Here is a 23943-nt window from a genome sequence, read left to right as displayed (position 1 = left end):
ACTTTCCCTGACAAAGCTTCATCATGAAGCAACAAGAACAAGAGGGTACAGATGCCGGGCATAGAGACACTTTTCTTCTTATTATTTGCATCATTGACGGTTATCTTTGCCGTACTGGTCGTGGTCGCAAAAAACCCTGTTCATGCAGCACTCTCGCTAATGGCCTGCTTTGTTCAGATTGCCGCCCTGTACATCCTTCTGCGCGCGCCATTCATTGCTGCCATCCAGATATTTGTCTATGTCGGCACCATCATGGTGCTGTTTGTGTTCGTCATGATGATGCTGGATATCCGCAAGGCCACCAGCGAACCCTACCTGCCAGCAAGCCTTTGGATGCTGATACTTTTTCCTGTTCTGCTCGGTGCATTACTGATCATCGGGTTAAATCTTGGCGACAACTTTGACCCTATCAGCCAAACCGAGCAGATCCAGCTGGAAAACACTACCGCCGAACTCGGCCTGGCCCTGTTCAATGACTTCTTGCTGCCGTTTGAGGTGGTATCGGTAATTTTATTAGTGGCGCTTGTTGGCGCCATTTTACTGGCCCAGAAAAGGAAACGATGATGGTACCGCTCTCTTGGTATCTTAGCCTCAGTGCGCTGCTCTTTGTGATCGGACTCTGTGGGGTTCTGTTACGACGTAACATACTCATTATTCTGATGAGCCTGGAGCTGATGCTAAATGCCGTAATCCTTAACTTCGTAGCGTTCTCATTTTATTTACAAGATTTGAGAGGGCAAATCATGGCTATATTTATTATCGCCATCACCGCGGCAGAAGTTGCCGTAGCCCTGGCAATCGTGATCGCGCTGACCCGCAACCGGGCAACCTTGCGGGTTGATGATATTAACTCGATGAAAGGCTGACCAAGGTTCAATATGGATCCAGAAATATCAGTCATCCCCCTGATCACAATCCTGGTGCCCCTTGCGGCGACACTGGCTATTATTGCCAGCCGTTCTCGTCCCAACATGAAACACGTAATTTCCATCCTAGCCGCAGGCAGCAACTGTGTGCTAGTGCTCTCTATGGCTCCGCTGGTCTTGCAAGGGTACACGATTCAGCTGCCTTTGTTTACCGTCCTACCCGGCCTTGAGTTTGGATTTAGGGTCGACTCGCTCGGCATGATTTTCGCGAGCGTTTCCTCACTGCTCTGGGTCGCTGCGGCAATCTATTCCATCGGCTATATGCGAAGTCTTAAAGAAAAGTCCCAGAGCCGATTCTTTGCCTGCTTCGCAACCAGCCTGGCCGCGGCTATTGGCGGGGCTTTTTCTGCCAACCTGTTCACCCTGGTGATTTTTTACGAGGTATTAAGCCTTATCACTTACCCCTTGGTCTATCACAAGGAAAATACAGACTCCTGGCTAGGCAGCAAGAAGTATCTGGTGTATCTGGTCGGGGCATCAAAAACCTTTTTGCTAGCCGCTCTGGCACTCACCTTTGCAGCCACAGGCAGTCTTAACTTTGATTCACAAGGGATATTTAACGAGGTCAACGCCAGCCCGCTGTTGCTAACAGTTATTTACTTCTGCTTTCTGGCCGGATTCGCCAAGGCCGCCATCATGCCCTTCCATATCTGGTTGCCATCAGCCATGGTTGCACCAACGCCGGTCAGTGCCTTGTTACATGCGGTCGCCGTGGTAAAAATGGGCGTATTCTGTGTGTTGCGGGTTGTTTTTGATGTCTTCGGGCAAGATACCCTGCAACGATTGGATTTAGGTATTGCCACTGCGTACCTGGTCTCCTTTACTATCATCATGGCATCTGTCTATGCTCTGACCCTGGATGACCTCAAAGCGCGGCTGGCTTACTCAACAGTCAGTCAGCTTTCCTACATCATGTTAGGTGCTGTGTTACTTACCCCAGCCTCAACCCTTGGCGGTCTGCTTCACATCGCCAGCCATGGCGTGTCTAAAATTACCCTATTCTTCTGTGCAGGCTCTTTATACTGCGCCGCACGAAAAACCAAGATCAGCGAACTGGCCGGCATTGGCAGACAGTTACCATGGACCATGACTGCCTTCTTCATTGCTTCTCTGGGGATGATAGGTATACCGCCCGCGTCAGGCTTTATTAGTAAGTGGTATTTGCTCACCGGTACCATCGAAGCCAAACAGCTGGTTTTTCTCGGGGTCTTGCTGGCTAGCTCGCTACTGAACGCTGCCTATTTTTTACCTGTCTGCTATAAGGCATTCTTTGAATCGCAGCCTGCTCTACCGCACCAAGCGGATAACATAGGGCATGCTTCATCTACTACTATTTCATCCACTGCTATTTCACCCGACATTAGAGAAATCCCGCTGGTTACCATTCCGCTGGTTATTACCGCTCTACTGTCACTGGCACTTGGCGTTTATCCGGACTACTTCCTTGCACTGGCGCGGGGGGTACAGGGATGATCAAGCGCTCGCTTTGCATCACGCTACTTTTGCTGGCAGCCATTGCAGTGGTTGTCGCGGACTTTCTTGCCCCTCGCCACGACATTCACTTTTTCTGGGACAATTTTCCGGGCTGGTCGGCGCTGTATGGTTTCATCTCCTGTATCGCCATTATCTTTATCTCCAAGTTCCTCGGTCATCAGTTTGGTTTGATGCATAAAACCGACTACTACGAAAACAATGACTCACTCAAGACAGACAATAAGAAGGAGAAAAACAGTCACGGCGAAACGGCGAAGACAAACCAACAACCTCCTGCAGCCAAGGATGCAAAAGGAGGGGATGAATGACGAGCTGGTTTCACCCCGGAGCAGTTTTCTTTTTTGCCGCGGCCCTTTTGCCGCTAATCGGTCTGCTTCCTACCGGAAAACCGGATGGCAATAAAAGTCACCAGTTGGTTCAAACAATCCGGCAAGTCGTTCTTATCGCCACACCGCTTATTGCCATTACTGTAACTCTGAACGCTATCTTCGGCACTGGCATCCCTACCGGTGACTATTGGCGATTTGATTTCATCGGCATCCCTATCACACTCGGTGTTGTCGATAAGCTCAGCCTGATGTTTAGCTGTGTCTTCACTCTAATGGCACTCATAGGTGCAGTCTACGCGCTCCATGTCCGCCATACCGCCGAACACAGCGCGGCTTTTATTTATGTCGGCAGTGCCCTTGGCGTGGTCTTTGCTGGTGATTACCTGTCTTTATTCCTGTTTTGGGAGCTGATGGCGTTTTCCTCTTCCTATCTGATCTTTGCCTCAGGCACAGCGCAATCAACAGCAGCAGGTCATCGCTACCTGCTGGTCCACATTGCAGGCGGACTAAGCCTGTTGGCTGGCATATTGCTTCATTATCACGAAAGCGGCTCTATCGTCTTTACCATTATGGACCCCGACCACAGTGTCGGTTTTTACCTCATCATGACAGGCTTCATCCTGAATGCCGCGGTACCGCCGCTCAATGCCTGGCTAACCGACGCTTACCCCGAGGCAACGATTACTGGCGCCGTTTTCATGTGTGCCTTCACCACCAAGACAGCAATCTACGTACTGCTTAGAGGATTTCCCGGCACAGAGTTCCTTATCTGGCTGGGCACTATCATGGCAGTCTACGGCGTGATTTATGCCGTACTGGAAAATGACTGTCGACGCCTGCTCGCCTACCATATCGTCAGTCAGGTGGGCTACATGGTTGCCGCTGTTGGCATCGGCAGCGAGCTGGCATTTAACGGTGCGGCGGCCCACGCCTTTGCACATATCCTCTACAAAGGCCTGCTGTTCATGGGGGCCGGTGCTGTCATCTATATGACAGGAAAACGTAAACTCACTGAGCTAGGCGGGCTTTACAAAGCCATGCCAATAACACTTAGCCTGTATATGATTGGCGCGCTGTCGATTTCTGCCTTCCCTTTCTTTAGTGGCTTTGTCAGCAAATCACTGGTGATCGCCGCTGCCGAGCAGGACCACATGGCCATCGTTACCTTGCTGCTTTTACTCGCCTCATCCGGTACTTTCCTGCATACCGGTCTGAAGCTGCCCTACTATATGTTTTATGGCAACAACCGTTCGCTTACTGACTCGTCGATAAAGCACCAGGAGCCACCGCTCAATATGCTGATAGCCATGAGCCTCGCGGCAGTCGCCTGTATCGCCATCGGCGTATTTCCCCAGTTGCTATATCAGTTGCTCCCCTACCCGGTCGACTTCGATCCGTACACACCCGTTCATATCACCACCACGCTTAGCATATTGATTTTCACCGCGCTGGGTTTCGCGGTTTTTCTCAGGCATCTGGACCCGGAAGATACCATCAGCCTCGATACCGACTGGTATTACCGAAAAGGATCGGCTGTCTTCATGTGGATAGCGCATCATCCGATTAGTCGCTATGAACAATGGATGAGCAAGGCGAGTCTCGGGCTACTGTCAGCTGCCCAATATTTTGCCAAACAAGGATTGCGGTTCGATAAAGGGCTGATTGATGCCACCGTTAATGGTATCGCCAATCTCACCCGTCGCAGTGGTCAACGACTTCGGCAGTTACAGTCTGGCATCATCAACCACTACGCCCTTGCCATGGTCGTTGGTGTAGTTGCGGTCATCACCCTTGGTACGTTTGTTTTCGATATTTACCTGCAATTCTTCGAATGGGTGAGGTAATCAATGGAGTTAATGAACCTGCCACTATTATCTCTGTTAATTGCTCTGCCACTCGTTGGCTCCCTGCTGCTGGTAACCCTACCCGGTCCCGTTCTCACCCGCTGGCTGGCCTTAGGTATTGCTACTTGTGAACTGCTTTTAGCGGCCTGGCTGCTCTGGGCGTTTGACAGCAGCAGTCACCAAATACAATTTCTTGAAACCCATGCCTGGATCCCAGCACTCAATATCCGTTACAAACTCGGTATCGACGGTTTCAGCATCCTGTTTATCTTTCTGACAGCCTTGGTTGGCTGGGTCTGCGTGGTCGCTTCCTGGCGGGCAATACAACACCGCGTCAGACAGTTTATGGCCAGCCTTCTGGTGATGCAGGCGCTCATGCTGGGAGTATTCTGCGCGCTGGATCTTTTTCTGTTCTATATATTTTGGGAGGCGATGCTGATCCCTATGTATCTGATCATTGGGGTTTGGGGAGGTGATAATCGCTTTTATGCTACCTTGAAGTTCTTTCTCTACACCCTGGCGGGCAGCGTCTTCTTTCTGGTTGGGATTATTGTGCTCTACCTGGCTGGCGGTAACAGCTTCGATATTCAATATCTCGCCCAGCAAAGCTTCAGTCTTGAACTCCAGCGCTGGATATTCATCGCCTTTTTCATCGGCTTTGCCGTCAAAGTCCCTATGTTCCCGTTTCATACCTGGCTACCCGATGCCCACGTCGAGGCCCCGACAGCCGGCAGTATTATTCTTGCCGGGGTACTGCTTAAAATGGGCGCTTATGGCTTTATTCGCTTCTCTTTGCCAATACTGCCCGACGCCAGCCTGTTCTTTGCGCCCGTAATGGCCACTCTGTCGGTCATTGCCATCATCTACGGCGGCTTTCTGGCACTGGCGCAAGATGATCTAAAAAAGCTGGTGGCCTACTCCAGTATCAGCCACATGGGGTTTGTCACCCTGGGCCTCTTTACGTTCAACAGCCAAGGGATCAAAGGGGCCATCTTACAAATGTTCAACCACGGCATAGTCACCAGCGCTCTTTTCTTAATGGTCGGCCTGATTTACGAACGAACCCATTCGCGCTCAATCGGTGATTACGGTGGCCTGATGAAAGCACTACCCGTCTATACCGTCTTTTTTGCCATCTTTGTCTTGGCATCCATGGCGTTGCCTGGCACTAACTCTTTCATTGGTGAACTGTTTGTCCTTGCCGGGGCATTCGGCTCGATGCCGGTATATGGTGGACTGGCGATAATCGGTGCTGCCCTTAGCGCCGTTTACCTGCTGAGTATGTACAAACGGGTAGCACTGGGGCCGCTCAAAAACCCGAAACTTGAAACCCTCAATGACATTAACCTCAGAGAGTTCACCGCCATTGCCGCGCTACTGTTTTTTGTCTTCTGGATAGGATTACACCCCTTGCCTTTCCTTGCCCTGATGGATGCCAGCGTCGATGACCTGCTCAGACAGATAGCACCGCAAACACATACCGACTTGTCATCATCAGTTCTTGCTACACCTTATCTCAATGACCTTAGAGGAGGCTAGGCATGGACATCAATGCAATCCTCCAGTCGATCTATGCCAGCAGTGCCGAACTCATTCTACTGGTATTTGCCTGTGGGCTTTTGCTAGCGCCACTTGTCAGCCCCAAAATAAACACGGAGGTTATTGCCTATCTGTCAATCCTGGCCATTGTTTTCGCGGCTGTTGCCAATGCCTATACACCGCAGGGGATATCCAGTTTCAATGAAATGTTCATCCTGGACTCAAGCGCACTTTTCTTCAAATACCTGTTCTATCTCACAACGATTTTGGTCATTCTGCTTTCTATCGGCTACCTGAAGCTCAAGCAGATCCATCACAGTGAATACTATGTATTTTTGCTGTTTGCCCTTTGCGGTATGATGCTGATGGTATCAGGCACGGATTTGCTTTCAATATATGTCGGTATCGAACTGGTCGCCCTAGCCACCTACATTCTGAGCGGCTTTCTTCGCCACCAGACAGACTCCACCGAGGCGGCACTCAAGTATGTTATTCTCGGCGCGCTCTCCTCAGCTATTCTGCTCTATGGCATTTCCCTGTTTTATGGCCTGACAGGCACTACCCAGTTACAGCATATCGCCACAACATTGTCCCGCACCGGAATAACGGAGGAAGCCACGCTCGATAACACGGGGCTGCTCCTGGCGACCGCCTTCCTGATTGCAGGGTTTGGCTTCAAAGTTGCTGCCGTCCCCTTCCATATGTGGCAGCCGGATGTCTATCAGGGAGCGCCAACTCCCATCACGGCATTTTTATCGGTCGGCCCCAAAATTGCCGGTATCGCGTTACTGATGCGGGTGTGTATGGTGAGCTTTACCGAACAGCAGATTATCTGGGGACAACTGCTGACTGCTATCGCTATTGCCACGATGATAACAGGCAGCCTCGTGGCCTTGGTGCAAAGCAACATCAAGAGACTGTTGGCCTATTCCAGCATCAGCCATGTCGGTTTTATCCTGCTTGGTTTTCTCACGTCTACAACCGACGGTTTCTATGCCATCGTGTTTTATTTGTCTGCTTACGCCTTTATGAATCTTGGCGCGTTTGCCGTCATCATTGCGTTATATTCCCGTAACCAAAAAAATGAGGACATTGATGACTACAGCGGACTTGTCCATCGTCATCCCTGGCTGGCAACAATAATGGCGTTGTTCTTATTTTCGCTGGCAGGGATCCCGCCAACAGGCGGATTTGTTGCCAAGTTCAACATCATCATGGCGCTGCTCAGCCATCAACACACAGCACTGGCCATACTGGCTGTTATATTCAGTGTGGTCTCTGCCTACTATTACATTCGCATCGTCCTGATGATGTTCATGAAACCGGCTCAGCAGAACTTCGCCCCTGTTCTATCCGCTCATCTGATCATAGTCTTGGCAACAACTGCCACCATCACGCTTGGGCTTGGTCTGTATCCCGCCCCTCTTATCGATATCATCCGCCAGCTTTCACCCTAGTATCTCCATCGCTTAGTATCATCTTGGCTTGAATATCACCTTGACTTGAGATATCGGGCATAAAACAAAGCGGGAGCCAATAGGCTCCCGTTTAAAAAAACAGTGAATGTAAAATGAGGTTAGATATCTCGCTTGAGCTCTTTAGGGATACCCGTTTGCAGAACCAGTGCCGAACTCAAGCGTTTCTCGGCATCTTGATCCCCTTCAATCTTGTTGAGCAGAGATTTTGTGGCTTTCACCGGCTTATGGGTACCTACCTGCTCCTCGGAGCGTGACAGCGGCTGGTGAACTTCAACATATAAGGAACCATCCGGCTCAACGGTTTTCTTCAAGGGTTGGTTAATAACCTGAACGGCAGTTCCCTTTGGCACTTGGTTGAACAGCCATTCAATATCCCACGGGTTCATTCGAATGCAACCAGAGCTCACCCGCATCCCGATGCCGAAATCTTTATTGGTGCCATGAATCAGATACTGCCCCTTGCCATAGGAAAGACGCATTGCATATTCACCCAACGGGTTTTCCGGGCCGGCAGGCACGACAGCCGGTAACTCGATATCATGCTTCTCACGGTATTCTTTGCGAATATTGGCCGTAGGCGTCCAGGTCGGGTTTTCTATCTTCTGGCTAACCGTGGTCGACATCTTAGGCGTTTCTCGTCCTACCCGGCCAATACCGATCGGGAACACATACATTCGATCTTTGTCATCCGCCGGGAAATAGTACAGACGCAATTCGGCCAGGTTGATCACAATCCCATCGCGCTTAACATCAGGCAGTATCAGCTGAGTCGGGATTGTCAGTAGTGTACCGGGATCAGGCAGGAAGGGATCGACCCCTTTATTTGCCTCCATCATGGCCAGGAAGCCGACATCATATCGATTGGCGATATCCGCCAGACTGTCGCCTTCATTAACCTGGTAGTACTCCATGGTGCCTACCAACTTGCTATCACCATCCGGGCGCTGATATTCAATGGCATTGGCCGACAATGATGTCAGGCAGGCTAGCGATAAGAGAAATGAGCGAAACACAAAACACCTCCATCCGAAGTACTATTTAGTATGGCAAACATGGGAATGTCATCGTATTTCTACCGCCGTATTCTCACGAATAAGACAATACAACTTTTTCTGTAACAGAAGCTCCCAATTCATTACCCCGGATTCTACATACCTTACCTGAATGCTTCGTCATCATTACGTAAAAAAAGGGCGAAGTCGTTATGACTCCGCCCTTTTGTTGCTTTTTTCACCACTAGTCATTTATGCGTTAAGCATATTGCGCAGTCAGCATCTTCCATGACTTACGCTGCTCATCCAGCAAGCGCTTCATTTCGGCATACTGCTGAACAAACTCAAAGCTTTCATAGTGCTTGACCAGTCGCCTCTTTTTAAGCTCAATCATTCGTTTCTGCGCTGCATAATAATCCGATATTTTCAGCATCAGAGCCTCGTATTCTTCCTCCAGTCGCTCCAGGCACACCGAGCTATTGGGTGCCGTCGCCAACTTGGCCTGCAACCGCTTGAGTAGCATTGTTGCTCTGGCCTTTTCAATCTTATCCTCCGGGCAAGTACGCAGGTTCTTGGCAAAACCCAGCCAGGAGCAAGATTTAATCAGCCACTTGGTCGGATCAAACTGCCACCAGCGAATCCCGTTCCGGTAATCGTTTTCGAAGATATGGTGATAGTTGTGATAGCCCTCGCCAAAGGTCAGAAAGGCAAGGAAACCATTATCACGCGCTGTGTTCTTGTCGGTATACGGCTGGCTCCCCCAGATATGGGCCAGCGAGTTGATAAAAAAGGTCGTGTGGTGGCTCAGCACCAAACGCACAACTCCCACCAATAACAAGGCGCCCCAGACATCACCATGGATAAGCCCGAACAACAAAGGAATACCAAAGTTGGTGGCTACAGCCAATGGCACATAATACTTGTGCTGCCACATCACAATCTTGTCTTTCTGCAAATCGCGGCAGTTCGAGTAATCACTATAACGAGAGGCCTGATACTCCCTTAGCATCCAACCGATATGGCTATAGAAAAAACCCATTTTTGCAGAGTAAGGGTCTTTATCGTTGTTATCGACATGGCGGTGATGAACACGGTGATCTGACGACCAGTGCAAGATACTGTTTTGCAGGGCAAACGCTCCGCCGATAGCGAAAATAAAGCGCATCACCGCATTGGCTTCATAGGCCTTATGTGACCACAAGCGATGGTAGCCGGCTGTGATAGACAAACCGCAGTAGCTAAACGCCACCAGCAGCATCACTATCTGCGTCCAGTCGAAGCCTACGTAGAAGGCATAAAGAGGGGCTCCTAATGCGGCAATTGCAAATGTTATTGAAAAAATAACCACATTTAGCCAAATGATTGGTGGTCTGTTGGTCGACATCCTATAACCTTAGATAACTATTCAGCTTACAAGTGTAAGCCAGAATAATCAGCCATTCTTTCGAGGTCAACGATAAATTACGCATTTTGTAAACAAATATCACAATGGCATCACACTTGTTACAAAACCGCTTCATCGTTACTTTGCCAGCAAGATTCTGCATCTTGCTAGGGTTTAGATATACGTTTGGGTATACACTAACAATGAGCGGCCATGGAGATAACGACTATGAACCCCCTATCTTCATTCAATATGGATCGACATCAACGCGTCGTGGTTGATACTGCGAAACAGCCTTGGCTTGCCTCTCCGTCAGCCGGCGTCTGGCGTATTCCGCTAGAGCGAGAAGCAGCGGAAAGCGGTCAGGTAACCAGCCTTGTACGCTACGACCCCAACACGCATTTTCCGGCACACTTTCACCCCAACGGCGAAGAAATTTTCGTCATCGACGGTATTTTCCAGGATGAGTACGGCAGCTACCCAGCCGGAACCTATATCCGCAACCCGCCGGGGTCCTGCCATGCACCCGGCAGTGACAGCGGTTGCCTGCTGTATGTCAAACTGAATATGTTTCCGGAACATGACGCTGAAGTATTCCGCCTCGACACGCACAACGCTACGTGGCAGCCCGGACTCAATAACAAATTATCGACCTTGCCTCTGCACGGGTATGGTCAGGAAAGAACGGTTTTGCTGAACTGGCAGCCCGATTCTGCTTTTTCTCTCCACCAGCATGACGGCGGTGAAGAGGTCTTTATTCTGTCGGGCGACTTTTATGATGAACAGGGGCACTATGAGAGGGGCACCTGGATCCGCTACCCTGCAGGTAGCTCACATCAGCCATCGACAAAAAACGGCTGCCTGATGCTAGTGAAAACCGGACACTTGCCCGTATAAGTCAAAACTCAATCCCGACGGCTTCGAATCTGGCGTCAGTGTTCTGATAGTCGGAACTAGCCGGGCAGTAATAGCCTGCAGGCATCCGCTCGGTCAGGCCCGCCGCTTTTAGCCTCTGGAATTCTTCCCGGGTCAAAACAGTGTATTCAAGATGGTCATCGAGCAAAGACTGGAGGGACTCAAGGTTCAGCTCGTCATCTCTCACCAGCACTTTAAGCTTACCGGTTAACACTGCAAACGGCAGGCGTGGTTCCCGTACTAGCTTTTTCCTGTCCGCTATCTGGCTGGCAGCTTTAGAGCGAATGCCATGCTCAAAGATTTGCGTCCAATCGGCTTTTCCCTGCCGGGTAACCAGTTGATGACGATAGCAATAATAGCCATCAATAAAAGTGCTGAGATGGTGAAAGCGTTCAGCGTTTGCCTCGAGGAAGATATGCTGAAGCTCAAGATGGGCGTGAAATTGGTATAGGTCACTCATGGTTAATACGGTATTGGGAGAAACGCAGCAGTTTATAACACAAAAAAAACACTACGTTCACCAAGACATTATAGATTTACCCTGATCCCGATAGCGCCTTCGAACTCTATACTCGAATCGCTCTGCACGTACCAAGTCGGCCCGCCCTCGGCATACAGGTGAAAGTTATCGTAAGGAATGAGCAGACCAGCGCCGGCTCTAGGCCCCCACTCATGCTTATCATCATCAACCCACTGCAATCCGGTAAAGATGTAAAACGGCGAATACAGTGTACCGCGACTCAGGTCGCTGACATTCCATAATGCATCCGCTGTCAGGCTCAATGTATCAAGCCCCACTGAAAATTGAAGTTCCTCTCGGTACTTAACCGTAACCCCTGAAGTTGGGCTACCAACATAAACGCCTGCAGCCAATGGTGAACCCGCTGCCGTTGCTGTGACGGGTAACGCTAATAGTGAAGAAAGTAATATCGCTCGTTTGTACATCCCTAATCCCTAAACCCTAAACGAAAGTGTTTCATTTGGTTTCATTTGCCATGCGCAACATAACCTCTTCTTTCATAAAATCAAAGAATAATATTGTGAAATTTATTCTCAGTTTGTCAGGTCTACTTTCCCATCAGCCACTTACAATAATATTTTTTACGCCAAAGGAAGACTATGCTAATCAAAAAATCACCACGGTGGGCACTCAAGGAAAGCGATGCCACACCAGAGTCGGTCTATCACCAACGCCGCGACATCTTAAAAAAGCTGGGTATCACCCTTGTCGGTATGCCTATCGCTACACAGGCCAATGCCGGACTGTTTGACGCCTTTACCGGCAAAGACAAACCCACAGCGAAAGACAATCGCCGCCAGCTGGTAACCAAGCCATCGCAGTACTCAGACAACAAACTTTCACTAACGCCTGAAAGCAAAATCCTCCAGTACAATAATTTTTACGAATTCGGTACAGACAAGTCGGATCCCGCTGTTCATGCAGCCAATTTTCAGACCAACCCATGGACGATAGAGGTTGGAGGCATGGTCCATCGCCCGCTCACTCTGGGCTACGAAGATATATTCAGCAAATTCACACTTGAGGAACGTATTTACCGGCTTCGCTGCGTTGAGGCCTGGTCGATGAACGTTCCCTGGATTGGCTTCCCGTTGGCAGAGCTCCTGAAAAAAGCCAATCCGACAAGCCAGGCAAAGTATGTCGCATTCGAAACCCTGTACGATCCCAAACGTATGCCGGGGCAAGCCTCCCGTAGGCTTGGTGGCGGGATTGACTACCCTTATGTCGAAGGGCTCAGAATCGATGAGGCCATGAACCCGCTGGCCCTGATTTCAGTTGGCCTATACGGCAAGACGCTGGCACCGCAGAATGGCGCTCCGCTCCGTCTGGTCGTGCCTTGGAAATACGGCTTTAAGAGCATCAAGTCAGTTGTCCGAATTACCCTGACAGACAAAGAGCCGCCGACAACATGGAACCGCCTTGCCCCGCACGAATACGGCTTCTACGCCAACGTCAATCCGAAAGTCGATCATCCGCGCTGGAGCCAGGCCAGTGAGCGCTTCATCGGCGAAGGAAGCTTGTTCAGCAGCAGACGCCAGCCAACGCTGATGTTTAATGGCTATGCCGATGAAGTGGCCGGGCTATATAAAGGCATGGATCTCAGGAAACAGTACTAGTCAGCAAACGCAATAATTAAGGAACAATACGAATGAAAATCACGCCTCGACATATCACAGGGCTTAAAGTCATTATTCACCTGATAAGCCTGGGCTTTCTGGCTATGATGATAGCCCAGACGCTGACCGGCGGGCTCGGGGCCGATCCTGTCGAGGGACTGAGTCACTTTACCGGCAAGGCGGCCTTAAATACCCTGATAATTACCTTGCTTATCTCACCAATTGCCCGCCGCTTTAAAATGGGGCAACTGCTCAAGGTTCGACGTCTTGTTGGTCTGTACAGCTTTTTCTGGGCAGCGATGCATCTGCTGGTTTATCTGGCGCTGGATCTCAGCTTCGATATTTCATTGTTGGCAAGTGAAATTGTTGAACGGCCATACTTGACTGTCGGCGCAATCAGCTGGCTCATCCTGTTTGCCCTTGCAGTTACCTCCACACAGGGTATGCAACGGCGGCTCGGACCGAAGTGGCAAAAAATACACAACTGGGTTTATCTGGCGCTGCTACTGGCCCCTATCCACTATTACTGGTCGGTAAAATCCGGCCTAACTGAACCGGCTATCTATCTTGCTGCAGTATTGATCTTACTGGCATTTCGTCACAAGACATTCAGGCGCTGGCTACCAGCCATCCCCTATATCAATCGCACAACATCAAGCCGATCATAACGTTATATCTATCACTAGATCAAAGAAGTCGCTATTTTGCGTCTTCTTTGATCACTAAACGCTTGAAAAACCGTAAGGGAAAATGTTTTTTTCTGGTACGATTAGGCTTTGTGATAGTCGGTATTATCAGTCTGGAATTAACCATATCATCATTTCGGGCTGAGCAAGTGGTGTTGTGTTATGGGGCGTTGCGTTCTTGGTCAGTGATCTTCTTTCAGTCAGCATTCATCAGTTCAAGGCTGACTGCTTGCAGTTATGCGAGCAACATTATCCAACCGTTCATAACCGGGGAATGCGTGGCAACCACTTGGGCAAAACTTTATGCCGTCGAATTATGTCAACGCTAAGCAAAGCCGATATTCCCGCCGAGCTTCACCAGTGTCATCAGGATGATGCACTTGAACAGCCAATCTTCCGTATTGAGACCGCCGATTTTAACCTATGGATTATTGCCCACCGCCTTGTCAGTGCCAACTTGGCTCGCCGTGAAGCACTGGTTCAGTCTGTCAATACAGCCTGCCAGCAAATCGATGAGAACAAGCAACATCACCTGCTGATCGTATCCGACCATTGGTTTGACCGCAGCAAGGCCAGCAAAGAAATTCCTGCCTGGTGGCTGGGCCAGTTACCCGTCAACGTTAATGATTATCTGGCCGACGGGATCCGCCTGCAAGAATGTGCCAACACCCTGCCCCATTGTCTGCAGCATCAGTATCTATTATCTGGTGGGCGACATCAGATCCATCACCCGCTCAAGCGCAACGGTAGTGATAAAACTGTACACCGCTACCTTCTCCTCACGGCTTATTACCAACTTCAATAACAAACGATAGCCAATAAAGTGATCGCTGCGATAACTCATATCGCTCTTCATCCTTTACTATAGCGGCACCTTCAGTGTTATATTTTTGTTGAATAAGACGTTACATGACAGCATCCAGCACGGCTTCCCACTTATCGCTGCGGAATGACTCTATCTTCCGGCTCTTTATTCGTTACACCATGCCCACCATCGCAGCCATGTTGGTAACCGGTATTTATGTCGCCATCGACGGCATGTTTGTCGGCCATTTCATTGGCGAGAAAGGACTCGCCGGGATCATGCTCGGCTACCCTATCGGCTCGACACTCTACGCGGTAGGCGCATTGATAGGCATGGGCGCATCAGCCTTGGTTTCCATCCGGCTTGGCGAAGGCCACACCGACAAGGCGAGAATGATCGTCGGCAATGCCCTGTTTCTCAGTCTTCTCGCCGCGGTGGTGATCTGTACCCTGGGCATTATTTACGGCGAGCCCCTTCTGCTCTGGCTGGGAGCCGAAGGCGAAATCCTTCAAATGGCTTCCGACTACCTGTTCTGGTATTTTGCGCTGGGTGCCTTCCCTGTCATCTCTATGGCATTTTCATCCTTGCTACGTAATGACGGCCAGCCCAACCGTGTCACGCTGATCATGATTTTTGGTGGTGTACTCAATGTTGTGCTCGACTGGCTCTTCATCGTTGTCTTCCCGTTTGAGCTGACGGGCGCGGCTATCGCGACCATGCTGTCCCAGGCTGCAACAAGCCTGTTGTGCCTGCAGCACTTTTTCAGCCCCAAAACCACGCTTCGCATCCAGTGGGAAACACTGAAGCTAAAGTGGGATACCGCAATCCAAATCATTCGTCTGGGATTTTCCAGCCTATTGATGTATCTCTATTTGTCCGTCGTACTCACCTTGCACAACAAAGCCTTCCTTTTGGTCGGCGATGCACTTCACGTGGCGGCTTACGGCATCGTCAGTTATACAGAAGCATTCTTCTACCTGATCTTCGAGGGAATTGCACTTGGGATCCAGCCAATTACCAGCTACAACACCGGAGCCGGACAGACTGAACGCGTTATCAAGGTGCGGAACCTGGCCTTTACCGTCACTTTGTTGTTTGCTTTATTTGGGGTCGTCATGCTGTACAGCTTCCCTGAATATGTGGTGTACCTATTTGCCGGTGATAACCCGACCCTCCAGCCGGAAGCGGTAAACGGCATGCAACTCTATTTCTGGGGGCTACCAATGGAAGGCTTGCTGCTTGTCGGCGCAACGTATTTCCAGTCAATCAACCGTGCCAAAGAAGCCTCGCTATTAACTGGCGGAAAGCTGATCCTGATAACCATGTTTATCTTCACCCTAGCCAACGTTGCCGGTGTCAATGGTGTCTGGATAGCTTTACCTCTGTGCAGTTCGCTCCTCACGGCCTGGATGCTTTTTGCCTTGCGCCGGACTTAAACCATTTAGCAAAATGGGCAGAAATACCACAGTGCAAACGTTTAGCAGCGCTATATAGCGCTGTTTTCTTACACAAAACAAATTTCAACCCAGCAAGAAAGGTGACATCAATCACATTTGGATAGGTAATTATGCAATACTGATTTTCAAGACATGATCTGAGAGTATCATCTGCATACCGTTATCGTTTTTTGGTAGTCATTGATGTTTAAAAAAACACTTATTGCCGTCTCTTTAGCCGCTACTTCTCTCGCCAGCACATCAGTTCTTGCGCTCGAAAAGGTCGACTTGCTGATTAAAAATGCCACTGTCCTGACCATGGATCAGGAGAAAACCGTTTTCAACAATGGTTTGGTCGCCGTTAAAGAAAATAAAATCTTCGCCGTTACCGACGGCTCTGATGTCAAAGATTACCTGGCCGCAAAAGTCATCGATGCCAATGGCGATATCGTGTTGCCGGGGCTTATCAATACCCACACCCATGTTTCAATGACGGTCTTCCGCTCAATGGCCGACGATGTGCCTGATCGCCTGCACCGCTATATTTTCCCGCTGGAGAAGAAGCTGGTCTCTCGTGACATGGTCCGTATCGGGGCGCAGTTGGGTAATGTCGAAATGCTCAAAGGCGGTGTCACCACCTATGCCGACATGTACTATTTCGAGGATGAAGTTGCCAAAACCGTTGATCAAATCGGCATGCGTGCCGTACTGGGCGAAACCGTGATCAAGTTCCCGGTTGCCGATGCTGCCAATGCCGACGAAGGCATCCAGTACGCGCTGGACTTCATTAAAGAATACAAAGATCACCCACGTATCACACCAGCCTTTGCTCCGCATGCGCCATACACCAATACCACCGAAACACTGCAGAAAATCACCAAGCTATCGCTTGAGCACGACGTACCGGTGATGATCCACCTTGCCGAATCTGAGCGAGAAAATCAGGTAATTGCAGAACGTAGCGGCGGCAAAACGCCTGTCGGCTATATGGCTGATATCGGGGCCCTGACTCCGAACCTTGTCGGTGCCCATGTGATCAATGTGGACGACAATGATATTGCCCTGCTGAAAAAGCATGATGTCGGTATTGCTCACAACATGAGTGCCAATATTAAATCTGCCAAGGGTGTTTCACCGGCACTGAAAATGTTTGACGATGGTCTTCGCATCGGCCTGGGGACTGACGGACCAATGTCAGGAAACACCATCAGCACCATCGATGAGTTTAACCAGGTGGCCAAAGTACACAAACTGGTCAATAAAGACCGCGCAGCCATGCCACCAATGAAAGTGATTGAAATGGCGACTATCGGTGCAGCACGTGCCCTTCACATGGAAGACACTATTGGCTCACTGGAAACGGGCAAGCTGGCTGATATCATCATCATCGATACCACGGCACCAAACATGGTACCGGTTTACAATCCGTACTCTGCGCTGGTCTACTCGGCCTATGCGACAAACGTCAAGCACACCATTGTTGCCGGTAAGCTGCTAATGGAAGACCGTAACATGCTCACCGTCGATGAAGACGCTATTCGCGAAGAAGCCTTAAAGTTCGCCGACAAAGTACGCAAGACAGTGGTAGAAAGCGGCGAAGTTGTCCAATAACTGTATTGCTTGCTGAACAACTAGCAATAGTTAAATCTAATCAGGGCGGTAGCAATACCGCCCTTTCTTTTTTCATCTCGCTACGATTTATGTTTTAAACGCGCTCTGTGGTAAAGTGCGACCAACTTCAACTAATTACCTTCGTTATGTCTAACTCGTTCGGCTCTTATATCCCTCTCGGCGTTCGCTATATGATGCTCTCAGCACTTGGCTTTGCGCTTATGTCTGCTTGCGTAAAATACGTCAGCAACTATGGTATCCCTGTCTTTGAAATTGTCGCGGCAAGGGCCTTGGTATCTCTAATCATCAGTTATCTGGACGTAAAACGAAAAGGAATTTCGGTTTGGGGACACAATAAAGTCTTGCTGTTTACCCGAGGGGCCGTTGGCACCCTTGCGCTAATGTGTGTCTATTATGCGGTAACCACGCTCCCACTGGCTGAAGCGACAATTCTCCAGTATGTGCACCCCGTCTTTACGGCCTTGCTGGCCGTACTTTTCCTCAAGGAAAAAGTCCATTTCTCGACAGTTATCTGCATTGCCATGTGTCTTTTAGGCTTGTTCGTGATGGTCAACCCGGCAGCCGTCGAGGGAGCCACCTCTGAGCTGCCGATGTTCAGCGTCATGGTGGCGATTCTGGGGGCTTTCGGTAGCTCAGTGGCGTACGTCATTGTCCGTAAATTAAGCCAGACAGAAGATAGCTCCGTGATTATCTTCTACTTCCCGCTTGTCGCCCTGCCGATGTCACTGCTGTTGATCGGCGATAGCTTTGTGGTACCCGACTGGTACTTAACCGGCCTGCTTGTTCTGGTCGGGATCTTCACCCAGGTTGGGCAACTAGGCCTGACTAAGGCAATGCAGACACAGGCCGCAGGGAAGGCATCTGCATACTCGTACGTTCAGATTGTTTTCTCGGCAATACTTGGTGTGGTGATCTTCCATGAAGTGCCGTCGGTTTGGACATATTTCGGCGGAATGCTGATTGTGGCAGGCGCACTTGTCAATGTGTTCGGTCAACGGCTCAAAGCCCCCTGGCACCGCTAGGCAATAACATTAAAGGCAGCTCTCTGATGCTGCCTTTTTTACTCGCGCAGTATATCAACCAGCTATCACCTAGATCTACCATCTAGTATTCGAGCTTATAACCCGCGCCATATACTGAGTGAATTAACTCGTAATCGGGTTGAACTTCGGTGAACTTCTTTCTCAATTTCTTGATATGGCTATCGATCGTCCGCTCACTGACAATTCTGTTGTCCCGGTATATCGCTTCCATCAGCTGCGCCCTGGAATACACCCGCCCCGGTGAGGCTGCCAGTATATCCAGCATGGCAAATTCTACGGCCGTTAAATCCAGATCAGAGCCTTTTAACGTCGCCTTGAAGCGTGCTTTGTCCAGATGCAAGACCTCTTCCTGTTCCTCAGAGACAGGATCCTGAATGAAGTTTTCCGGAATAACAGCATGACGCCTCAGTACCGCCTTCACCCTGGCGACCACCTCCCGCAAGCTACAGGGTTTGCAAATGTAATCATCAGCGCCAATTTCAAGCCCAACTAACCGATCGACCTCATCAATTTTCGCCGTTACCATTATTATCGGCACATTCGAAAATGTTCTGATCTCCCGACACAGCGAAACGCCGTCTTTACCCGGCAACATACAGTCGAGCAGAATCAAAGCCGGGTCATTGGCTTTCACCCACTCAATCACCTGTATTCCTTCATACAGCGCATCCGTCCGGTAGCCCGACGCCTTAAGATAGTCTTCCGTCAGTGTCGCCAGTTGAACTTCATCTTCAACCACTAAAATATGTTCCATCACACTCTTACTCCCACGTGATAACCACCTTCATACTCACCCCGCCCAGAGAGGAATGCCCAGCTGTTAGTGTCATTCCGTGTGCTTCGGCTATGCTCTTGCAAATAGACAACCCCAACCCCGCCCCACCAGCTGTATGGCGATGACGAGACGGGTCTACACGGTATAGCCGTTCAAAAACCTGCCCCAGATCGTTATCAGTCAAGCCAGGAGATGAATCATTAAACTCGATAACCAGCTGTTTATCTTCCGTATTACTACATACAACTTCAAGCCCACCACCGGCATCTGTGTACTTTAATGAGTTCTTCAATAAATTAGAGAAAAGCTGTTGAATTCTGTTCTGATCCATCTGCAACGACATGTTTTTCATCACATCAGGGTCACCACGGAAAATCAGTAACAAGCTCAGTCTCTTTTCGTCAAACGCATCCCGATAAAGATCAACACACTGCTCCAGCAAGGCGACAGGAGAGGCTTCAAACTTTGTATAACTCAATGCACCGATATCACTCATCGACAGCTCATAGAGGTCATTGACCAGGTGAGACAAGTGCGTCACGTTATAATGCAGTGACTTAATTGTCGAATCGTTATTCTCCCTGACACCATCCTGTACAGCCTCAACTTCTGCCTGCATAATCGCAATTGGATTTCTAAGCTCATGCGAAATATCGGCTATCCACTGTTGACGAGCTTGTTCATTCCGCTCCAGCACAGTTGCCAGGTGATTAATGTCTGTTGCAAGTTGCCCTAGTTCATCCTTTCGATCTATGGCTACCCGAGAGCCGTATGTCCCCTGAGCAAGCTGTCGAACCCCCTTGTTAAAGACCTCGATAGTTTTTATCAGGGAATTGGCCCATGGATAGGCGACGGCCAACGTGACAGCACAAGAGACTAGCCATATCCAAAGCAGGCTGAAATTAAACTCTTCGACAAACTGAACTTCTGTTGCCTCAACCAAGCTTTTCTGCGGAATGTGCCCCAGATAGGCAATCAGTTCACCTTGACTGTAAATTGGATACAAAACCTCATCAGAGTGATTGGGGGGACCAATAATTCTATGCTTATTGGCATCCAATAACATAACGCGCTGTTCAAATTCCATTGAAATGCTACCACGAGCCCACCCTGCGGGCCTTGGCGGAGGAAGACTATGATCAGAAGCTCCATCAAACTTAGGCGGCCTAGAATCCCATTGTTGATTACGAGAAGGCGGTGGCGGGCGTCGCCATTGCTCAGACTCTTGCGATCTTGTCGAATTGACTAGCGTTGGCCACCAGTAATGAGGACTTGCCCGGCTATCCAGAAACCCCGTCAACTGTTGTTCTAACAATGTCGTAAGTTGCTCTACCCTGGCCTGCTCTGCACTATTTACATAACGAAGAAAGCCCTTGTCCATTGAAGCTTTTGTCAAAACAACCAGTGTGACCGATCCAATCAAGGTCGTCGCCACTATCATGGCAATCGCCTTGAATCGTATATGCCTTTGTATACCAGACAATTTAAGTAACATTGAATTCATTCTATTGAGGTTCAGTCTATTTACTAGAATACCTTCTGCTTGAAAAAACAGATATACCAAGCGATTACGAGATACACTTTTCGTAAGAGATAGAAGCAATGCAAAACACTTCGGCGCCATGGATTTCTTCCTTAGCTGACCACAGAGTATTCAGTCGTTAGTGCCTGCGAAATGATGAAGATATCAAGTCATCTGTAAATGCAGCATCTAGTGAAACCGGCTTAGACAGTTTCTTGGCTGACGCATCGATAATGAATGTGACGATAACCACCAAATAGCCCAATAATGACAAGCTAACCATCCCAAAATCCTCTAAGCGTACAGCGAGATAGATACTAAACAATGCCATAGCCAATGCGATATATTTAGTCATTGGGTCCTCTCAATCATCACAACGCCTATGCTGTCGACTTGAGTTCATAATAAAGAGGAAGTTAGTAAGAATTAGGGATGAAATGTGCAAACAATATGGAAGGGAATATTCCAGGCACCAGCCAAAAGCGACCAGCGCCTGAAATATAGGGGGATTTTTACATGAAAGTTATTAGCATACTAATAATAAATAAACACTGACGCTTTCGCTCTCTTCTTTGTTTGTATTTCATCTCTGATTACGCCATATAGAATTGCAAAAAAGCTTGTAACGAAAATCGCTGTCAGCATGATTTCTTTCAAATACAAAGAAGATAACAGGCAAATAAATGATAGTAACAACGAAATATACTTAGGCATCATTTCTTCCTTAATACCCGATTAATTTTAAATATGACTTTGGTTTGCAATCTAGTCTGCGTTGTGAGGATGCTGAGCTAACAGATCGTCATCATAGAGCGTCATATAAACCGGTTTTTTCGTAGGTTTTCTCTTGGAGCTTGCATCCAGGATAAAAGCAAAAACCACGATAAAATACCCAATCACAGCAAAGCTAATCATCCAATAATCAGCTAACCGCGTAGCCAAGTAAATGCTGAAAAAGGATATAGCTAGTGCAATGTATTTCGCCATTGTATTTCCTTAATGACAGGGACGACCTGCCTAACACAGAGTTACGTAGAAAAACTTTAAAACGGGTTCACAACAATTCGTATCTCACCGGATATCACGGACAGACAGCAAAAAACGACTTCGTTACGCATTTCAATCGAACGCAAATCACAATCTATTGACGAGGTTTATTTTATGAGAAAAATAAGTAAGAAATAGGGATGAAATAAACTAACAGTTCCTGTTTATACCCAAGCTAGCTTGGGTATACAGAAAATCGGAAGTACAAACAAAAACGCCAGTCATGAAAGACTGGCGTTGGCTATATAAAATATTGGACTTAGGGTTTAAATCACACCCAGTTCTTTCAGGCGCTCCATGAGGTAGCTATTTGCTGTATGACGTTCAGACAGTACAACCTCTGGTTTTGGATGCAAAAACAAAGGAAGCGATATACGGGCCTTTGACTTGTCCGTCCCTTCCGGGTTGACAACACGGTGAGTTGTAGACGGGAAATAACCGCCAGACGCTTCCTGTAGCATGTCGCCGATATTGATGATCAGATTACCGAAATCACACGGTACATCCAGCCACTCCCCTTCTTTGCTCTTAACCTGCAGACCAGGTTCATTGGCAGCAGGTAATACGGTAAGCAGATTAATATCTTCATGGGCACCGGCACGGATAGCGCCCAGCTCTTCGTCACCTTTCAGCGGCGGGTAATGCAGAACTCGTAGCAAGGTCTGGGAACTACCGTCAATCATGCTTGAAAGAGGCTGAGAATACAGTTTAGAAACATCATCAGGCGAGTGCTTCTCTACCCATGATAGCAACTCAGCGGCTAGTTTGTTTGCTTCGTCATAATAGTTCTGAAGCTCAGCTTTCAGCGCCTCAGGACATTGACCCCAAGGGTAATAGTGGAAGTACTCTTTAATGTCTTTTTTGGTATGACCCTTCGCAATTTCAGACACTTCTGATGGGAAAAAACCATCTTGAGTTTCAACATTAAACCGGAAATCATTTTTATCTTCACTGTTGAAGAACTCATTCCAATTTTCATAAATTGAACTGACTAGTTTTTGCTGGATCGGGTGATTTTTCAGGACCCCAAAACCGGTATTGCGTAATGACTCGACAAATAGCTCTTCGGCGTTCGCGGCGGTATAATCGACTGCTTCCAATTTCATAGTACTTCTTCTTTTGGCTGACTGGTTGTTTTGACTGAAGACTTTTATTGATCCCATTACTTACCCTCTTGAGGGGGCACTTCATCAGCAATGAAATCGTTATTATTAGTGCGGATTTTATTGACTAAACCAGTCTGTAACAAGTTCGAAACATAGGCTTTTTGGAAACACACAGTTTACCCAGATCAACAATCAATCGATTGCCTAACCGTTTGCGCAGCAATACCCACACAGACTAAGGCTTTACTTCGAAAATCAGCACGCAAAGATAATAACGCTAATTTATTAAAAATATAAAAAACCATAATTTTACGAACGTGACCAATCGCGCTATCTTCACTGCCAGATTTGTCACCATCCATCTTCACAACGCAGCCGGATTAAAAGGCCTATGAGCGAGCCGGGAAAAGCGTATTAAGGGCTAATTATGAAATTCTTGCACACCATGATTCGCGTTACTGATCTGGACCAATCTATCGAGTTCTATACCCAGGTGCTAGGTATGAGCGTTTTAGACAGAACAGAAAACACTGAATACCGATATACGCTAGTGTTTGTGGGGTATGAGGATCAGCCAGAAGGTACCACTATCGAGCTGACCTATAACTGGGACACCAATCAGTATGAGATGGGTAATGCTTTCGGCCATCTGGCTCTGGGAGTTGACGATATTTATGCTGCCTGTGACAAGATCAAAGCGCAAGGTGGCAACGTCACTCGCGAACCAGGCCCGGTAAAAGGCGGTTCGACCCACATTGCATTCATCACCGATCCTGACGGCTATCAAATTGAACTCATCCAAGTTAGCAAATAAGCCATAGAGTTTACTAAGCACCTTTAGCGTTTTATTTTCA

The 23943-nt window shown here is 48.6% G+C and carries 25 protein-coding genes; 15 read left to right on the top strand and 10 right to left on the bottom strand.

Annotation, left to right across the window (positions count from 1 at the left end; all coding sequences use genetic code 11):
• Nucleotides 1-51: 51 nt before the first annotated feature.
• Genes BIT28_RS22765 through BIT28_RS22735 form a run of 7 tightly spaced genes read left to right on the top strand, consistent with a single transcriptional unit; the run spans nt 52 to nt 7589 of the window.
• Nucleotides 52-564 (top strand): NADH-quinone oxidoreductase subunit J, encoded by a 513-nt coding sequence (locus tag BIT28_RS22765; protein WP_217696658.1) that lies wholly within the window; start codon nt 52-54, stop codon nt 562-564.
• A complete protein-coding gene (nuoK, locus tag BIT28_RS22760; protein ID WP_281251585.1) occupies nt 561-866 on the top strand; it encodes an NADH-quinone oxidoreductase subunit NuoK in 306 nt (101 codons plus the stop codon). The genes BIT28_RS22765 and nuoK overlap by 4 nt, the downstream gene beginning before the upstream one ends.
• A gap of 12 nt (nt 867-878) precedes the next feature.
• Nucleotides 879-2399, top strand: coding sequence for a monovalent cation/H+ antiporter subunit D family protein (locus tag BIT28_RS22755; protein WP_075767231.1), 1521 nt, complete (start codon nt 879-881; stop codon nt 2397-2399).
• Entirely contained in the window at nt 2396-2728 is a 333-nt protein-coding gene (locus tag BIT28_RS22750) for a hypothetical protein (protein ID WP_075767230.1), read from the top strand. Before BIT28_RS22755 ends, BIT28_RS22750 begins: the two co-directional genes overlap by 4 nt.
• Nucleotides 2725-4593 (top strand): Na(+)/H(+) antiporter subunit D, encoded by a 1869-nt coding sequence (locus BIT28_RS22745; protein ID WP_075767229.1) that lies wholly within the window; start codon nt 2725-2727, stop codon nt 4591-4593. Before BIT28_RS22750 ends, BIT28_RS22745 begins: the two co-directional genes overlap by 4 nt.
• A 12-nt stretch (nt 4594-4605) precedes the next feature.
• Nucleotides 4606-6132 carry a complex I subunit 4 family protein gene (locus BIT28_RS22740; protein ID WP_075767228.1) on the top strand — a complete coding sequence of 509 codons (1527 nt, stop codon included), beginning with the start codon at nt 4606-4608 and terminating at the stop codon, nt 6130-6132.
• A 2-nt stretch (nt 6133-6134) separates the two neighbouring features.
• Nucleotides 6135-7589 (top strand): NADH-quinone oxidoreductase subunit N, encoded by a 1455-nt coding sequence (locus BIT28_RS22735; protein WP_075767227.1) that lies wholly within the window; start codon nt 6135-6137, stop codon nt 7587-7589.
• Nucleotides 7590-7708: 119 nt separating this feature from the next.
• Here BIT28_RS22735 and BIT28_RS22730 read toward each other — a convergent pair whose 3' ends face one another.
• Nucleotides 7709-8623 (bottom strand): L,D-transpeptidase family protein, encoded by a 915-nt coding sequence (locus BIT28_RS22730; RefSeq protein ID WP_075767226.1) that lies wholly within the window; start codon nt 8621-8623, stop codon nt 7709-7711.
• A gap of 238 nt (nt 8624-8861) precedes the next feature.
• Nucleotides 8862-9986 carry an acyl-CoA desaturase gene (locus BIT28_RS22725; protein ID WP_075767225.1) on the bottom strand — a complete coding sequence of 375 codons (1125 nt, stop codon included), beginning with the start codon at nt 9984-9986 and terminating at the stop codon, nt 8862-8864.
• Nucleotides 9987-10214: 228 nt separating this feature from the next.
• Here BIT28_RS22725 and BIT28_RS22720 point away from each other — a divergent pair, with 228 nt between their 5' ends.
• On the top strand, nt 10215-10883 hold the full coding sequence (locus BIT28_RS22720) for a cupin domain-containing protein (RefSeq protein WP_075767224.1): 669 nt from the start codon (nt 10215-10217) through the stop codon (nt 10881-10883).
• Nucleotide 10884: 1 nt separating this feature from the next.
• Here the strand turns inward: BIT28_RS22720 and BIT28_RS22715 are convergent, their stop codons facing one another.
• Together BIT28_RS22715 and BIT28_RS22710 are read right to left on the bottom strand one after the other, a co-directional pair.
• Complete coding sequence (locus BIT28_RS22715; RefSeq protein ID WP_075767223.1) at nt 10885-11361, bottom strand: hypothetical protein; 477 nt, start codon at nt 11359-11361, stop codon at nt 10885-10887.
• 68 nt (nt 11362-11429) lie between these two features.
• Nucleotides 11430-11846, bottom strand: coding sequence for a hypothetical protein (locus BIT28_RS22710; RefSeq protein ID WP_075767222.1), 417 nt, complete (start codon nt 11844-11846; stop codon nt 11430-11432).
• A gap of 174 nt (nt 11847-12020) precedes the next feature.
• On the opposite strand from BIT28_RS22710, the gene msrP reads away from it, so the two are divergent.
• The 6 genes from msrP (at nt 12021) to BIT28_RS22680 (ending at nt 18618) form a co-directional block, all read left to right on the top strand.
• Nucleotides 12021-13037, top strand: coding sequence for a protein-methionine-sulfoxide reductase catalytic subunit MsrP (msrP, locus tag BIT28_RS22705; RefSeq protein WP_075767221.1), 1017 nt, complete (start codon nt 12021-12023; stop codon nt 13035-13037).
• A gap of 32 nt (nt 13038-13069) precedes the next feature.
• Nucleotides 13070-13705, top strand: coding sequence for a protein-methionine-sulfoxide reductase heme-binding subunit MsrQ (gene msrQ / locus BIT28_RS22700; protein WP_075767220.1), 636 nt, complete (start codon nt 13070-13072; stop codon nt 13703-13705).
• A 175-nt stretch (nt 13706-13880) separates the two neighbouring features.
• Entirely contained in the window at nt 13881-14528 is a 648-nt protein-coding gene (locus BIT28_RS22695) for a hypothetical protein (RefSeq protein WP_245823837.1), read from the top strand.
• Nucleotides 14529-14632: 104 nt separating this feature from the next.
• Complete coding sequence (locus tag BIT28_RS22690) at nt 14633-15964, top strand: MATE family efflux transporter (protein ID WP_075767219.1); 1332 nt, start codon at nt 14633-14635, stop codon at nt 15962-15964.
• Nucleotides 15965-16168: 204 nt separating this feature from the next.
• Nucleotides 16169-17575: an amidohydrolase gene (locus BIT28_RS22685; RefSeq protein ID WP_075767218.1), complete on the top strand. Its 1407-nt coding sequence runs from the start codon at nt 16169-16171 to the stop codon at nt 17573-17575.
• 146 nt (nt 17576-17721) lie between these two features.
• The gene (locus tag BIT28_RS22680) at nt 17722-18618 is read left to right on the top strand and encodes a DMT family transporter (RefSeq protein WP_075767217.1); all 897 of its coding nucleotides are present in this window, start codon (nt 17722-17724) and stop codon (nt 18616-18618) included.
• An 82-nt stretch (nt 18619-18700) separates the two neighbouring features.
• Here the strand turns inward: BIT28_RS22680 and BIT28_RS22675 are convergent, their stop codons facing one another.
• The 6 genes from BIT28_RS22675 to BIT28_RS29850 form a co-directional block, all read right to left on the bottom strand.
• Nucleotides 18701-19393, bottom strand: a complete 693-nt coding sequence (locus tag BIT28_RS22675) for a response regulator (protein WP_075767216.1) — start codon at nt 19391-19393, stop codon at nt 18701-18703.
• A 7-nt stretch (nt 19394-19400) separates the two neighbouring features.
• Nucleotides 19401-20855 (bottom strand): ATP-binding protein, encoded by a 1455-nt coding sequence (locus tag BIT28_RS22670; protein ID WP_175577587.1) that lies wholly within the window; start codon nt 20853-20855, stop codon nt 19401-19403.
• Between the two features lie 220 nt (nt 20856-21075).
• On the bottom strand, nt 21076-21291 hold the full coding sequence (locus BIT28_RS22665; protein WP_075767214.1) for a hypothetical protein: 216 nt from the start codon (nt 21289-21291) through the stop codon (nt 21076-21078).
• A gap of 410 nt (nt 21292-21701) precedes the next feature.
• Complete coding sequence (locus BIT28_RS22655; protein WP_075767212.1) at nt 21702-21923, bottom strand: hypothetical protein; 222 nt, start codon at nt 21921-21923, stop codon at nt 21702-21704.
• 326 nt (nt 21924-22249) lie between these two features.
• The gene (locus tag BIT28_RS22650) at nt 22250-23089 is read right to left on the bottom strand and encodes a 2OG-Fe(II) oxygenase family protein (protein WP_075767211.1); all 840 of its coding nucleotides are present in this window, start codon (nt 23087-23089) and stop codon (nt 22250-22252) included.
• A 185-nt stretch (nt 23090-23274) separates the two neighbouring features.
• A complete protein-coding gene (locus tag BIT28_RS29850) occupies nt 23275-23451 on the bottom strand; it encodes a hypothetical protein (RefSeq protein ID WP_217696657.1) in 177 nt (58 codons plus the stop codon).
• Nucleotides 23452-23516: 65 nt separating this feature from the next.
• On the opposite strand from BIT28_RS29850, the gene gloA reads away from it, so the two are divergent.
• Complete coding sequence (gene gloA, locus BIT28_RS22645; RefSeq protein WP_075767210.1) at nt 23517-23903, top strand: lactoylglutathione lyase; 387 nt, start codon at nt 23517-23519, stop codon at nt 23901-23903.
• The last annotated feature ends 40 nt before the right edge of the window (nt 23904-23943 follow it).

Origin of the sequence: Photobacterium proteolyticum, from assembly GCF_001939735.1 — a bacterium.
In the GTDB taxonomy this organism is placed as follows: Bacteria; Pseudomonadota; Gammaproteobacteria; order Enterobacterales; family Vibrionaceae; genus Photobacterium; species Photobacterium proteolyticum.
The sequence above is the reverse complement of the archived record's forward strand: the minus strand, read 5'-3'. Positions and strand labels throughout refer to the sequence as shown.